Source organism: Niastella sp. OAS944 (genome assembly GCA_024809215.1).
Classification (GTDB): Bacteria; Bacteroidota; Bacteroidia; order Chitinophagales; family Chitinophagaceae; genus Niastella.
Window position 1 is genome coordinate 41,626 of sequence record JANUBW010000004.1, and the last position, 15,253, is coordinate 56,878.

Annotated in this window: 15 protein-coding genes; 7 read left to right on the forward strand and 8 right to left on the reverse strand. The window is 41.5% G+C overall.

The annotated features are described in order from the left end of the window. Positions 1-61: 61 nt before the first annotated feature. The 3 genes from GGD38_RS18585 to GGD38_RS18595 form a co-directional block, all read right to left on the reverse strand. Positions 62-1,246, reverse strand: a complete 1,185-nt coding sequence (locus tag GGD38_RS18585) for a FecR family protein (protein ID WP_375301884.1) — start codon at positions 1,244-1,246, stop codon at positions 62-64. 55 nt (positions 1,247-1,301) lie between these two features. Next, positions 1,302-1,862, reverse strand: a complete 561-nt coding sequence (locus tag GGD38_RS18590; protein WP_375301885.1) for an RNA polymerase sigma factor — start codon at positions 1,860-1,862, stop codon at positions 1,302-1,304. A gap of 203 nt (positions 1,863-2,065) precedes the next feature. Beyond that, positions 2,066-2,353 carry a pyrimidine/purine nucleoside phosphorylase gene (locus tag GGD38_RS18595; protein ID WP_375301886.1) on the reverse strand — a complete coding sequence of 96 codons (288 nt, stop codon included), beginning with the start codon at positions 2,351-2,353 and terminating at the stop codon, positions 2,066-2,068. A gap of 111 nt (positions 2,354-2,464) precedes the next feature. Here GGD38_RS18595 and GGD38_RS18600 point away from each other — a divergent pair, with 111 nt between their 5' ends. From GGD38_RS18600 to GGD38_RS18625, 6 genes are all read left to right on the forward strand, one after another. Continuing rightward, on the forward strand, positions 2,465-3,370 hold the full coding sequence (locus tag GGD38_RS18600) for an alpha/beta fold hydrolase (protein WP_375301887.1): 906 nt from the start codon (positions 2,465-2,467) through the stop codon (positions 3,368-3,370). Positions 3,371-3,444: 74 nt separating this feature from the next. After that, on the forward strand, positions 3,445-4,257 hold the full coding sequence (locus GGD38_RS18605; protein WP_375301888.1) for a hypothetical protein: 813 nt from the start codon (positions 3,445-3,447) through the stop codon (positions 4,255-4,257). A 134-nt stretch (positions 4,258-4,391) separates the two neighbouring features. Then, on the forward strand, positions 4,392-4,868 hold the full coding sequence (locus GGD38_RS18610; protein ID WP_375301889.1) for an acyl-CoA thioesterase: 477 nt from the start codon (positions 4,392-4,394) through the stop codon (positions 4,866-4,868). A gap of 15 nt (positions 4,869-4,883) precedes the next feature. Next, positions 4,884-5,657, forward strand: coding sequence for a hypothetical protein (locus GGD38_RS18615; RefSeq protein ID WP_375301890.1), 774 nt, complete (start codon positions 4,884-4,886; stop codon positions 5,655-5,657). Continuing rightward, positions 5,644-6,525 carry a hypothetical protein gene (locus tag GGD38_RS18620; protein ID WP_375301891.1) on the forward strand — a complete coding sequence of 294 codons (882 nt, stop codon included), beginning with the start codon at positions 5,644-5,646 and terminating at the stop codon, positions 6,523-6,525. The genes GGD38_RS18615 and GGD38_RS18620 overlap by 14 nt, the downstream gene beginning before the upstream one ends. A gap of 7 nt (positions 6,526-6,532) precedes the next feature. Continuing rightward, on the forward strand, positions 6,533-7,831 hold the full coding sequence (locus GGD38_RS18625) for an MFS transporter (RefSeq protein ID WP_375301892.1): 1,299 nt from the start codon (positions 6,533-6,535) through the stop codon (positions 7,829-7,831). Positions 7,832-7,946: 115 nt separating this feature from the next. On the opposite strand, the gene GGD38_RS18630 is transcribed toward GGD38_RS18625, so the two are convergent. The 4 genes from GGD38_RS18630 to GGD38_RS18645 all read right to left on the reverse strand — a co-directional run bounded on the left by GGD38_RS18630 (position 7,947) and on the right by GGD38_RS18645 (position 13,400). After that, entirely contained in the window at positions 7,947-8,555 is a 609-nt protein-coding gene (locus tag GGD38_RS18630; RefSeq protein WP_375301893.1) for a hypothetical protein, read from the reverse strand. A 1,322-nt stretch (positions 8,556-9,877) separates the two neighbouring features. Continuing rightward, entirely contained in the window at positions 9,878-11,605 is a 1,728-nt protein-coding gene (locus GGD38_RS18635) for a CocE/NonD family hydrolase (protein ID WP_375301894.1), read from the reverse strand. Between the two features lie 29 nt (positions 11,606-11,634). Next, entirely contained in the window at positions 11,635-12,345 is a 711-nt protein-coding gene (locus GGD38_RS18640; protein ID WP_375301895.1) for a LytR/AlgR family response regulator transcription factor, read from the reverse strand. Further along, positions 12,342-13,400: a sensor histidine kinase gene (locus GGD38_RS18645; protein WP_375301896.1), complete on the reverse strand. Its 1,059-nt coding sequence runs from the start codon at positions 13,398-13,400 to the stop codon at positions 12,342-12,344. The genes GGD38_RS18640 and GGD38_RS18645 overlap by 4 nt, the downstream gene beginning before the upstream one ends. A gap of 142 nt (positions 13,401-13,542) precedes the next feature. Here GGD38_RS18645 and GGD38_RS18650 point away from each other — a divergent pair, with 142 nt between their 5' ends. Then, positions 13,543-14,298, forward strand: a complete 756-nt coding sequence (locus GGD38_RS18650; protein WP_375301897.1) for a carboxypeptidase-like regulatory domain-containing protein — start codon at positions 13,543-13,545, stop codon at positions 14,296-14,298. 50 nt (positions 14,299-14,348) lie between these two features. Here the strand turns inward: GGD38_RS18650 and GGD38_RS18655 are convergent, their stop codons facing one another. Beyond that, on the reverse strand, positions 14,349-15,131 hold the full coding sequence (locus tag GGD38_RS18655) for a glycoside hydrolase family 16 protein (RefSeq protein WP_375301898.1): 783 nt from the start codon (positions 15,129-15,131) through the stop codon (positions 14,349-14,351). Positions 15,132-15,253: the final 122 nt, after the last annotated feature.

Consider the following 15,253-nt stretch of genomic DNA (forward strand, 5'->3'; position numbering starts at 1 on the left):
CAGTACTTTAAGGGCTGGTGTGTTCGCTGCACACCGGTCCTTTTTTATTAATACTGTTTAGTTATTTTTTTACATAGATCTTTCTTCCTTCAATAGTAAAATGAACCCGGTTGGTAGCCTCCAGCATCTTTAACACATCACTTACCTTAGAAAAGCGGGATACAGTACCCCAAAAGCGGGTTTCCGTAACCGGGCCATCATACACTATATCTACATCATACCAGCGAGCTACTTTTGCCATTACCGCTTTAATAGGTTCCCGGTTAAACATAAAGTAGCCTTCTTTCCAGGCTACGGCGTAACTGGTTTCCACCTCCTGTACATCCTCAATTTTATGTGTGCTTACAGTAGCCTGTTGACCAGGCTTTAACAGCACTTGCGACTGGTTACGGGTAACCTGCAAACTGCCTGTTAATAGTGTAGTAGTTTCGTGTGCATCTTCCTGGTAGGCGTTTACGTTGAAACTGGTACCCAGCACCCGTAATAAGGCGCCTGTAGATGTTTCCACGATAAAAGGATTACTGGCATCGTGTTTCACTTCAAAATAAGCTTCACCCGAAAGTGTTACCTTTCTTTCGCCCGGTTTAAAAACAGTTGGGAAGTACAGGCGGGTAGATGCATTCAACCAAACTTTTGTGCCATCGGGTAATGCTATTTGGTACTGTCCGCCCTTAGGTGTTTCCAGCACATTTATTTCGTCGGTATTGTTGGGAGTATTAACAGTTCCCTTTGCCACCAGCAAACCGCTTTTTTTCGTAAAACCGGTGGCGTTATTATCCATTGTAATATCTCCATCGGCCACCTCTTCGAGCAGAATAGATCTACCGCCGCCCAGTTTTAGTACGGCCTGGTTTTTACCAGGAACAATGGTTGCCGTTGCATAACCGGGTTGTTTGGCATTGTTCTTTGAATGGTTTTGAAACAGTAAGAAAAACGCCAACGATGCCACCACAATAAAAATGGCGGCTATTCTTACATAGAAGACTAAAGGCGTGCGTTTTGAGGAAATGATGGGAACCTCCTGAGGAGCGCCTAAACGGCTTTCAATACCTGCTGAAATGCGCCTGAGCGTTTCGCTGTCAATGCCGGCCGGGGCGCCAAAAGCCTGTTCATATTTATCCAGGGCTTCGGCAGCCTGCTCCCTGGGGAGGGCCTTCAGCCAGGTAAGAAATTCATTTAATTCAGCAGGCGTATGTGTTTGCTGTGCTACCTTCTTAAGAAAATCCTCAAATGTATTTTGGTCCATATCGCGGGTAAGACACGCAAGTCGGGAAAAAGGACCCCACCGTAAAAAGATTTTTTTAAAAAAGCCAGTTCTTAAGATATTTAATGAACTCGTATTTTCTCATGGTAGCCAGGCCCTGGTACAATAGTTTCTTCACTACATTTTTGGAGGAGCCTACCCGTTGTGAGATCTCATCGAGACTTAAGTTTTCGCGGGTACTCAATGTAACGATGATCCTTTTTTGCGGCGATAGCCTGGAGAGGGCTTCATCGCCCAAACGCATACCTTCCTTAAAGGTCAATTGCTGTTCAGGTGTTTCGGTTTCAATTTCCTTATGAGAACTGTTCTTTATAAAGGTCAGTTCGTTTTGCTGTTTTCTTAATTCGTTCAGAAACCTGTTTTTGGCAGCTTTAAATAAATACGGTTTAACCTGTTGTATGTTTACCAGCTTTTGTCTGTTTTCCCACAGTTTAACAAATACTTCCTGTACGATGTCTTCACACAACGCATCATCATTGCACAAACTTTTAATAAAGGGATATAGTATGGGAGTATAATACAGATACAATTCACGAAAGGCCTGCCGGTCACCTTCGCTTATAAGCATAAGCAGATCATTATCAGAGGTCCTCATCATACTTGGCAAGATTAAGATTGAACCTTAGTAATCGTTAGTTTGAGATTTGTAGCAGTTCAAAAGTAGAATAAAATTATGTGTTTAGCTATAACGATTAAGAAGTTTACAGAAAATGTATATAAATATCTGAGCTACACTACTTTAGTGAAATAAAAAAGCCGAAGAAGATCTCCGGCCTTTTTGTGCTTTATATACTTAATATTCTAATTATAATAACAGATATAAGCTACATCTGCATCACACTTTACTTCAAATGACGAATTTGCCGCTACTTCAAAAGCATCACCTTTTTTGTAACTAAGCCATTCGCCGCCGCTCAGCTTTGCACGCAGTACACCCGAAACAATTTCCATAATTTCATGTGACGAGGTATTAAATACATACGTTCCCGGTTTCATTACTCCTACGGTTGCCTTACCTTTCTCTGTAAGGATACCAAGGCTTTGAACTTTTCCATCAAAATATACATTATGCGAAACAGAACTGCTCATGATGTTTAATTTATTAAACGTTGTTTATTTTTTGATGCCCTCAAAGATAGCCATTTCTATTTATGGATTCCAGGTGATTATGCATCAAATATGATTCACATCCTCAAAATCATGAAAAAATTTATCCTTGTCATCTGTACCTTTTTTGTTTTAATGGCTAATTCCGGCAGCTGTCAGCCTGTTGATACCTTAATAGATGTTGGCGGTTACCGGCTCCATTTTCATATTATAAAAGGAAGCGGAATGCCGATCTTGTTTGAAGGCGGGGCCGGAGCCGATGTGAGTATTTGGGATACTATTTTAAAGCCAATAGCTGATATTACCAATGCAACACTTATTACGTATGACCGCGCCGGTTTTGGGAAAAGCGAACTGGACACAAGCAATCGCGACCTGGCCAATCATGGAATTCTACAAGGTATTCAGGGACTGGAAACAGGACTGAAAAAATTGGGTTATGGCAGGAACATAATGCTGGTAGGCCATTCCTACGGTGGCTTTTGCGCAACGCTGTATGCAGCCCGGCATGTAGAAAAGGTAAAAGCTGCCGTGTTGATCGATGCCAATCATGTTTGCTGGTTTCAGGATACTTATGTTGATAGCGTTATGAAATTGAGAAAAGACCATTGGGCAAAGAATAAGCCAACTAACAACTGGGCCGATTATTACGCAGGCCTCAGTTTAGCAAACACCGTGGAGCTTATGAAACAATCGCCGTTCCCGGCCACCGTGCCAGTGATCGATCTGGTTGCGGGCAATGTAGCGCCGTTCCCGGATTCGGCCGGTGGTGTGCGATGGAAAGCCTGCCACAAACAATTTGCCGATGCCCAGCCCAACCGCCAGGGCATTACCGCTTACGGTTGCGGGCATATTATCTTTAGAGATAACCCGGTCCTCGTCATTAGCACCATAGTAAAAGCATATACCGGTACGTTAGGTAAGGGAAAAGGCGATGCAATATTGAACCGCTTTCTTTCGTACAATATTGAGGCCGTTAATGAACAGCGGAAGAAGTAAGTCAGTCCAAAGACAAAGGAGTCCTTCTTTTTTGATATTTTCGTAAACCAACACCCTTAAAACAAACCTAAACGATGAAAAGAACGCTTTTTGCTTTACTAACACTCATTACCCCCCACATTTTCGCACAGGACAACCCTACAGAGCTGGCCAAACCAATTGTGGCAGAAGGGAAAAGACTTTACCGGTCAGAAATGGCCTCCTGGTATGGCACCGACCTGTTTGTAGAACGCTACAAAGACATGGCGAACGTGGGTGGTTACTTCTCGTATTCTGACAACGGGACTGAAAAATGTATTTTCTTTTCAAAAGCCGATAACCCGAAAGTATTAGGCACCATTTCTTTTGACAGCACGTACAATACCAGAACTGCAAAGACCGACTTAACCCAAAGAGAATTAACTTCAGCAGAAGTTGATCTGTATGCCATTAGAAAAATTGCTTTGGCTGAAATAAACTCCGACACATTATTTAAGCGTTACAAAAACACCAATTTCAACCTAATACCCCTAATAAATGGTGGCGAAAAGAAAGTATATGTATTGACTGGGCCACAGCAAACCGGCGTTGTAATTTTTGGTAATGATTATTTACTCACGTTTGATAATAACAACAGCCTCTCCGGCAAGAAACAGTTACATAAAAACATTATTTCGGTGAGCTATGGCGGCAAAGAGCAGGAAGGCAAGACAATTGAAGGGGCTGTGCATACTCATCTTCCCGAAACGGGCGATTTTATAACTGCAACCGACATTTGTACATTAATGCTATACGAAAAATTCACTAAATGGAAACAACACAATGTTGTCTCTAAAAACTATCTAAATATCTGGAATTGCCTCACCGACCAATTAATAGTAGTTCCAATGAGGCATCATGACAAATAAACAACAACCACCAAAAATAAAAGAAGCAGCTCTACGTTCAATATGATCGGCATTTTGCCACACGCCTCTACATTTGTCAATTTTAAAACAACGAAGAAGAGTTTTACTTTTGCCTGCCATAAAACTGATCATTAATGAGTGAAACAATCAGCAATACCGTAACGCTCCGCTTTCTGGCGGAGCCATCAGATGTTAACTTCGGCGGAAAAGTACATGGAGGCGCCGTAATGAAATGGATCGACCAGGCAGGTTATGCCTGTGCTGCCAATTGGAGCGGGCAATACTGTGTAACTATATACGTAGGCGGTATCCGTTTCTTCAAACCCATTTCAATAGGAGATATAGTTGAAATTACCGCTACTGTTATTTATACCGGAAACACCAGTATGCATATTGCCATTAATGTACAGGCCGGTAACCCGCGCCGGAAAGACAGAATAAAAACCACACACTGTGTGATGGTATTTGCTGCAGTGGATGATAATGGCAAAACAGTACCTGTGCCTAAATGGGTGCCAGAAACACCAGCTGCAAAAGAGATGGAGAATTATGCCAAAAAGTTAATGGCGCTAAGACAGGATATTGAAGATGAGATGAAGCCATACATGTAAAAGAACTTCAGCCCTATGAAACAACTCCTGACAATAATAGCCGGGCTATTTCTGACAGCATTAGCTTATGCCGATTGTGCAATGAATAGCCTCGACGTATTTCCCAAAGGACAAACTATAAGACAAAACTCAATTTTCATTCTTGAGGGTTACGCAAACAGTCAAAATGTAATTGTAGGCCTTAACAAGAAATACGACGTTTACTTAAAAAGCGGAGAAAAAAAGATAAAGCTGTTAGTAGTTGAAATTCTTGTAGGAGAATTTGAATTAACACAAGCAGTATTACGACCTGAAACAGCATTAGAAGCTGACCTTGAATATACAATGTATATTGATAGTTTACCGCAAGATGAAAGTTTCGTAAAATACAATTACACAACTCACAAACCTGAGTCGTTTACATACAAAGTGATTGCAGGAAATGATATTGAACAACCGGAACTTTCATCAAAACCAACAGAACTAAAAAAGACCCTTACACATTTCGGGTGCGGCCCATCGATCCATGTTGTTTTTAGCAACCCGGCCAAAGACAAATCAGAGATAATTATTAAGACAACAGTAAAGAATTTAAAAACGGGAAAGGAAACGACCTATTACATAGAACCTGATGGCAACAAAATAAACGTAGGGCACGGGATGTGCGCAGGTGCTTTTAATTTCGAAGACAGTAAAGAGTATGAAGTAGAATTTTCGTTCATGGATTCAACTGGTAACCTGGCTGCCTGGGCTGGTAAAAGAATAAAATTTACCAGGCCAACTAAAGAAACAAAATATGATGAGAAATAGCGATAAAAACTTTGAAACTGAAATTTCTCAGCTTAAAGGCATTGACATTACTTCGAAAGTAATTAAAATAGCAAACGACACCTCATTTGAAAACATAATTGCACTGCTGAAAATATTGAGAACTCACAAAGTTCCATTTGCATTGTATGACGGCTACTACCCTTCGCCAAGTGACCCGGGCGCTTATTTGAGTTATTCACAGGAACAAAATGAAACAGAGAATGCCTGGAGTATGACTTTGGGAAATCACCGTTGGAGCGGAGGAATATATACCATTAGCGAAAATAACATAGCCCTGCAAATACATAACCTGGTAAGGAACAACCAAATTGATTCAATAGAGATTGATAAAGTTGTATTCTTTTCCCATTATGAAAAGGAAAATAAAGACAAGAACCGCAATAAAAATGCTTTGTTATATGGAATACATTCAAGCATAAATAATATTAACCCCGAATATTTGATCTTTGGCTTCTTTTCAAGTGACAATTACGGCCCTTATAATATTTTTAAATTAACCAACGACAAACTATTTATTTATAATAGTGAAACCTGGCATTCGCAAAGACACAGCCGCCTGGGTTATTTGTTTGAAGGACCGGAACTATCAAAGGAAAAGTTCAACATCGCAAAAGAACTGCAATATGAGATCCCATTCGACTTATTAAAACAAAACTGGAGTGGGTTTTATACAACAGATAATAAAAACGAAGACAAATTTATACTGGAAATTAAAACAAAAGACTTTCACAGAACGATCTCAATTGACAGTTATGATATTGAAACAGATGAGCTGCCGGTAGAAATTAGAAAGTACAGGATGAAAGTTCAAAATGCAGTAAGACAATTAATGGAATACAGCGCATAAAACGAATATGACCACCACAAATACTGAAAAACACGATACGGCAAAACGACTTAAAGCGATCTTTATAGGCTCCATTGGCAACCTGGTTGAATGGTATGACTGGTACGCTTATGCAGCTTTCGCTCTATACTTCGCGCCCGTATTCTTCCCCAAAAGTAACCCCACCGCTCAGCTGCTCGATACGGCAGCCATCTTTGCAGTAGGCTTTCTTATGCGCCCCATAGGTGGTTGGTTATTTGGCAGTATTGCAGACCGGGCCGGGCGTAAAACTTCCATGACACTGTCTGTTCTGCTAATGTCTGCAGGTAGTCTTATGATCGCTTCGGCGCCTTCTTTTGCCACAGCCGGTATCCTCTCTCCTATTATCCTGCTTACAGCCCGGTTGATACAGGGGCTTAGTGTAGGCGGAGAATATGGCACTTCAGCGACATACCTAAGCGAGATCTCGACGAAGGGAAAACGTGGTTTCTATTCCAGCTTTCAGTATGTTACGCTTATCGGCGGCCAGCTTATTGCCCTTGGTGTACAAATGTTGCTGCAAAAGGTATTTCTAACTTCTGAACAGTTACACGACTGGGGCTGGCGGATCCCTTTCGTAATTGGTGCTGTACTTTCGTTATTTGCGCTTTTCATCCGCCAGCATATGCAGGAGACAATTGTGGTAGAGAAAAAGGATGTAAAACGTGGCTCTGTTATCACTTTATTAAAAGAACATCCGCGTGCGGTGCTTACGGTGGTTGGCCTTACCATGGGCGGCACATTGGCTTTTTATACCTATACCACCTACATGCAGAAGTTTCTTGTAAATACGGTACATCTTAGCAAAGAACGTTCTACACAACTAACTTTCTGGCTCATGCTGATCTACGCGTGCATGCAACCATTGTTTGGTATGCTGAGCGATAAAATAGGCCGTAAACCTCTGCTGGTGGGCTTTGGCATATTAGGAACTTTATTCACAGTGCCAATTCTTACGGCCATCAGTCATACAACTACCGAGTGGAGTGCATTTTTCCTGATCTTAGCAGCGCTGATCATCATTAGCGGATATACCTCCATCAATGCTGTTGTTAAGGCCGAACTATTCCCTGCCGAAGTCAGGGCGCTGGGCGTAGGATTGCCTTACGCGCTCACTGTTGCGCTCTTTGGGGGTACGGCAGAATATATTGCGTTATACTTTAAGAAGGCAGGCCATGAGTCGCTGTTTTACTGGTATGTAACTGTATGTATCCTCATTTCGCTAACCGTATATGCAGTTATAAAAGATACAAAACGCACTTCTTATATTGATAAAGAAATACGCTGATTACCTTTTAAAATAATCTTTCACTAACCGGACTCAGTATCGAATAACCAGTATCATTGGAAAGAGCAAAAAAAGTCCGGGCCATTGCTGACCCGGACCTGTTTAAACCAAAAGCTTACTGAACGATGCGGGAAACAGGTTCCCAGTATACCGACTCGCCTTTTTTGTCAATGACTATGATCCGCACCCAGATCTTAGCCGCTGACTCAAACCCGCTGAACGTATGTTGTGGCTTAAGTGAAGTTTCACTTATCCAAACACTTTGTTGCGTTAACGGATCGGGTGTATACTGGTGTACGTAGGCCCTTGCACCAGTCATCCGCTTTATACTGATGGTGACCTGACCCGGCATTTCCAAATCAACCTGCAATTTAGGCATCTCTTTTGGTGAAGCGCCCTTATCGGCATTAAGGTCAAAACCGCTCTCCAGGAGTATGGTTTTATCACCTTTGGCAGTTTGGGTTACGTAATGTGCCAGGTCCATAAGCAACTCCCGCAGTATGGCCTTTTTATCGTCCTTAATAGATACCAACACCCTGCCGCGACCGCCGGCAGCTGATAACGCGGCTATATATTCGAGCAGCGTTTTTTCTATCAGTTCTACCAACGGTCCTGCATTTGGAAATTGGGCACTTTGCTTTATACTGTCGAGGATACGACGGGTGATTTTTATTAATTCGCCATCGCGGCAGTATATAAACGAAGAAATGATCTTCTTTTTCATAACATTTAATTTAACAATGAATAAAATGGTTTTTGAACACACGCTACTTACACAGAACCTTACCAGTTAATTGGCCAATAACGAATAGGAAAGGCATACGAATGACTGCAATACCTGCCTTGACTGCAGGATCCTTTATACTACTACCATAAGATCATAGTAAAACAGAAAGACCGGAATGCAAACATCCTGTTTTCACGGAACGGAGGAGCTAATTAGCAGACATGTCGGGACTTATTTTGCGATTGTTATACCGGTGATCAATTGACAATTCGAAGATACGATGGCCAGCATGCGACTTCCAAATTTTGGCAACACTTGGCAACACTTGGCAACATTTCCTAGGTAGAACTACTTAGTGCCTCGTCTTTTAGCGGCATTATTGAGTTGTAAAATCCTGACCATCGTCATGGTTTTATAACGCTATTAGTTATCCTAAATTGATTGTAAAATCGCTTCACTCGTATCGTTCGCATTGACAAATCAAAGATATGGGTGTCAAATGCAGATTCAATCAAGCCCTTTCAAAAGTGTCGTCTTTTGTCGTATAATGTCGTAAAATGTCGCGAAAAGAATGACCGCCGTCAGCGAATTTGCAGCGAATTTTGGGCTATTTCTACTGGAGAAGAGTAAAGCATGATGTAATCGAAGATGGGTTTAATCCTAAAATGGCTATACGAAGAGTGATGATAATCCTACTATACCTATACAATTGAAAAATTGAGGAACTCCTAAAAAGATTATTTCGTCGATTTATAAAATTAAACGGTCAACCTGAAATCTTAAACCACCTGACTTAATAGTTAAACGATCGTCCAAATGATTTAAATGACCATTTAAATGAATTATACGAGGGCTTAATTCATTTAACCAAGGGCTCAAAAGATCAAATCAATCGATTCAAAAAATTAAACGATCGTCCAAATGATTTAAATGACCATTTAAATGAATTATACGATGGCTTAATTCATTTAACCAAGGGCTCAAAAGATCAAATCAATCGATTCAAAAAATTAAACGATCATCCAAATGATTTAAATGACCATTTAAATGAATTATACGATGGCTTAATTCATTTAACCAAGGGCTCAAAAGATCAAATCAATCGATTCAAAAAATTAAACGATCATCCAAATGATTTAAATGACCATTCAAATGAATTATACGATGGCTTAATTCATTTAACCAAGGGCTCAAAAGATCAAATCAATCGATTCAAAAAATTTAACGATCGCCCAAATGATTTAAATGACCATTCAAATGAATTATACGATGCCTTAATTCAGTTAACCAACGGCCCCAAAGATCAAAGCAACCGATTCTTAATATGATACCGGCAATTCAATAAACCCGTCATTATGCCATTTTATTTTCATTGGCTCCCCCGCATCCTGTATTGTTTCTTCATTTACATTTTTCCCTGTACCGTAATTGATCTGTTCAAAGGGGCTTTTATTGACATTAACAACGATCACGATCCTGCTGCCTTTGCCCAGCTTACGGCTGGTGAAATAGCTATTGGTGAATGGCAGGCGGGTCTTTTTTCCCGGCACCAACAGGTTGCGTTTAGTATTGTCGGTGGCATAACTGCTCCGCCCCATAAAATAAGAGAGGTAGAAATATTTCCCGTCGGGCATTTCTTCAAATAGCGCAATGCTGTAATCCATATCCTTTTTATTCATCGTTACGCTCATGTTGCCGGCGAAATTACCGCATAGTTCCATTGACTCCTTCAGCGGCTCACTTTTGAACATAAGCCCACCGCCACTAAACAGGCTATCATAGATCACCTTGTTCACATAGTAATAGCTATGGCGTTTGGTCCTATCCTTAAAATCGATCTCCAGGTAGGAATAACCTGGTTTCTTTGGCATTGCCTGCGTCAACAACCCGCCTTCGCGGTTATCGAGGTACAATCGGAGTGTATCTGAGGCCACCGCCTGCAACGACGATACATGCTTCCATTCATTGCTGCCCATGGGCTGGTAATTGATCTTATCTTTCAGGAAACCTGGCCGCACAGCTCCTTTCAGGATATAATCGAACCACTCATAAATGATCGCATGAATAGGCACGTTAGCTATGGGATCAATTCTATAACCGGCAAAAACAGAGTCGGGGAAACCCTGCGAGCCAAAGTGACCGTAAGGCCCAATAAGCAGATAATGCTCCGCTTTAGAATTGTACTTCAGGTGCTGCCGCATGTAATACAAGGCGCCTACCTGCCCACCATCATAATAACCTGTAGTGGTAAGTACAGGTATGGTGATCTGCGCAAAATCTTTTTTATACGGGATCATATTCTGCCAATAGGCATCGTAAGCGGGATGCTGAAGCCAGCGGCGAAACATGGTATTCGTTTTTCCTATAATACTGTCCATCGTTGGGTAAGCCGTGCCCAACGCAAACCATTTCTGTTGCATTTCATTCCATTTATTATCCCGGTAATCTTTTTCATCTAAAAATTTATTATTGGAAACATAAAAGGCCCACGAGAATGGAAACGACATAACAACATTATTCATCATCGGCACGTCCAGCCCCGGTGCAGCAGAAGCGGAAGGGACAATGGTTTTTAAGGCCGGATGTAATTTCTTGCACGCTGCCCATTGCGTAAAACCGTTGTAACTACCGCCCATCATACCCACTTTGCCATTGCACCAGGGTTGTTTGCTTATCCAATCAATTACGTCATATGCATCCCGGCCATCATATTCATAGGCCAATACGTTGGCGGTAGCACTGTATCGCTTCCCTCTTGTATAAGCCATCACCCCCACATAACCCTTATCTGCAGCCAGCTTCACTTTTCGAATATCTGTAAGCCGTGCATAAATGGTGAACTGAAATATTACAGGCAATGGTGCCGAGGCATTTCTTTTTCGCACCATCAATGCAGACACATAAGCTCCATCTCTTGTTTTTATCAGCAGGCTATCCTGTACAATATAGCTGCTGTCTGCTTTCACAGACTCCACCGTTACGTCCTGTGCCTGGATACAGGTAGACAATAAAAGACATAGCAATGCCAGTGAGAATTGTAGTCTCATACATTCATTTTTAATATATCAGCGTTAAATTATAGGATGCTTCTGTTTTTAAGCGCGGCCGACTGCCGGCCCGATACAGTGAAAGTTTGTCCGCCCTGCAGGCTTACATCGAGCCTGCCATCATGCAGCGGTTTTATTTTTGAGATGTAGTTTATATTGATGATAGCGGTGCGGTTCACCCGAAAAAACTGATCTGCAGCAAGGATCTTTTCCAAATGATTTAACGAACGTTTTACAAGCGCTTTACTGCCCTCAAAATACAATCTTGCATAATTGCCGCTCGATTCTATCCAACTAATCTGGCTCACTTTAATAAAATGACACCGCTCCCCTTCTTTAATAAAAATGGTTTGCTCACCGGGGTGTTCCTCTCCTTCGGATGCCAGTCTTGCCCGTGTTCTTTCAATAGTTTTCGCAAAACGTTCTTCCCTGATCGGCTTCACGAGATAATCGATCGCATCTACATCGAAAGCCTGTACGGCATAATGATTGAATGCCGTAGTAAATATCACTTGTGGAACGGTATCGAGTGATTCAAGCAGATCGAAACCCGAGCCACCGGGCATTTGCACATCGAGGAAAATAATTTCAGGTTGCAATTGCCCTATCATGTTCGCTGCATCGGTAATATTGGCGGCCTCGCCCACTATTTCAATTTCAGGCCAATTGCTTAGATGCCGCCTGATCTCATCACGTGCCAGCCGTTCATCATCCACAATCAGTGCTTTCAGCTTTTTCATACCAGCGGGGTTTTAATGATTGCTTTTACCGTTTGTACCGTTTCCTGTTGTAGACGAAAGACTGATTTGCCGTCAAACTGCAGTTGTAATCGTTCTTCCAGATTACTCAACCCGATGCCTTTTTTCAACCCGTCATTGAGCATTCCGGTGTTCTCCACAGTAATAACGATCTCGCCGGCGACACTGCTTATTTCCGTTTTAATAAAGCCGCCTTGCGGTTGCTGGCTGATGCCATGTTTGATCGCATTTTCTACAAGGGTTTGAATGCCGAGGTGTAGCACCTGCTTATTCATTAATGCTTCATCAGCCTGTATGCTTACCTTCAGCTTTTCCTCAAACCGGATCTTCTCCAGTTCAAGATAGTCCTGAACTAATGCCAGCTCATGCTTCAATGAAACAAGATTTTTCTGTTCCTGATACAGCGAAGTACGCATCAGCTCTGATAAAATATCGATGGCCCGCCGCGCCGCCTTCGGATCTTCGATCACCAGCGCTTTGATGCTGTTAAGTGAATTAAAAAAGAAATGCGGGTTGAGCTGCGTCGACAGGTTATTGAAAGCAGCTTCCTTCGACATCACTTCCAGCCGGGCCGCTTCTTTTACAGCATTGATCTCTCGTTGTGCATAATGATAGGCATAATAAGCAAGCAGCCAGATCGACATCAGACGAAGGCCGGTGATAAAAACCACAAAGGACTGCGCCTTAAAAGCATCTTCAATTGTTCCTCCAAATCCAGGCCGAAACCCAAGCCGTACGAAATAATTTTTGGTGATGGTGAACACCATAAATACAACTGCCATCACAATAATGACAGGTACCAGGCGTACCATCAGGTTCGGTAAGCTCAGTGTATGCCAGCCCAGCCTGCGGGAAAGATTTCTGTAAAGGTGCGAAGGAACAATATAGATGACAAGGTCAAGCACATAATGTATGATCGCCAGCTTGTAGCTAAAACCGATACCCATGTAACCGGCATAGGCCCATTGCAGCGCAGCAAGCGACCAAAAGATGAGCTGACATTTCCAATATAACGAGATGGTATTTCGTTTCTGCATGTTAGAGTACAAAACAAATCTTTTTCTTTGTAATTTGGAAAGCGGGAGTACACGAATGAGGAAATATGGTGGATGAACGACAGTCAAATTAGTTGATCAAAGTGGTTTAAAAAGAATATTTTGTAACGTATGTTCTACAATTATGGAGTTAGATAATTTTAAATTCAATCTTTCAAGGCTTAAAAAGTGCGACCAGTATTGGGATGAGATGAACCCGGTTTCAGGCGGCAGGCTTTGCAATAAGTGCGACAAAAAGATTATTGATTTTTCAAATATGACATTTTCAGATATTGCATTTTATATGTCTGAAAACAAAGAACCTGTTTGTGGATTTTATCGCCCAGAGCAATTAAAACAAAAAAGCATATCGAAAAGTAAATTGCCAATTGCAGTTACACTGACAACTCTTCTAACAACATCAACAATATCAAAAGCAGAAAAAGCTGCTATTCAAACTGAACAGAATACTTTGCAAAAAAAATCTTTTCAAGATATTAATATTGAAACTCCAATTATAAACGCCCAACAAGAAATTGACACAATTTACTTTGTCGGTAATGTGCAATACTTTGACACAACAAAACAGGTAAATATGCCGGTTTCCTTTGCTTCGGTTATCATAAAAGGAACAAGGAACGGTGTGGCGGCGATGAGCAATGGCTACTTTAAATTAACTTACCTACCAACTACTGACAGCGGTAATCTGTATTTAGTAATATCATCGATTGGGTTTGAAACAAAAGAAATTGAAGTTGCATTTAACGGACAAAAACAAATTGAATTAGGAACAATAATCCTTGAAAAGTACGAAGGAGAAATATCAGAATTTTGGGTAACAACAAAGAAACGAAGTAGGCTGAATATATTTTGGCGTACAATAACAAAACCGTTTAGGTGATATAAAACAAAAAAGGCTTCAAGTTCAAATACCTGAAGCCTTTTTTGTTCTTACCCGGCTGTATACTTAAAGTTGTGAATAATAACTTCCACCTCTTTGCCATCAGAAGGCGCGTTGCCATCATATAACCATAGATTCATATGAATAGGCATGCCTAAAATACTAATGCTTGATGCAGGCGAACTACAGGTAGCGATAGCAAACAGGTTGGTATCATCATTATAAAAACCACCCATGCTTTTAAATACTACTGAATTAGGGCTGCGTGTAAAGCGGTGTGTAGTGTAAGTACCGCTTAGTGAAAAGTTCTTCGAGTACTCCCATGGGCCCTTACCACCGGCAGCAGGCCATACCGTGTAGTTTAAGTTTGGCCAGGCATCATTTCCCCAGCGTGCAAACTCAATATCCATTTCATCGTACCTGTCGTTACCCGAGTAATTAAATAAACCCAGTACAATGTTTTTGTTGAACGAGCCAATGGCGCCTTCTACCTGCCATTGATAAGTGCCGTAACCAAAGCTTTGTGTGCTATAGATCTCAGCACAATTCCATTTACCGGTAGTTGGGTTCTTAGTGACCTTTAAGTGTAATCTTCCATTGGCATCAACCCAGGCATTACTGCCATTGAAAACATTGGGGCCGGGACCTTGTGCAGCTGTACCTGTGTTTCTGATCGTCCACGTATATCCGCTAAACTGAATGGTAGTAGATGCACGTGCCAGAGAGGTTACTTCGCTTTGTGAAGTGGAGGAATTAATCTTATCGGTGGCTGAATTCTTTTTGCAGCTGGCTGCAAGCACAACGATCGCCATTGCATACACGAAATGTTTCATTAGGTAAAGTTTAAATTATAAAAAAGGATGCGCTCTTCTTTCTGGCCAAAATGATGCCAGTGTAAGTAATGACCGGTGCTAATAATTTTCAGCAACTTTTTCTCAGCGGAGATTTGCATAAT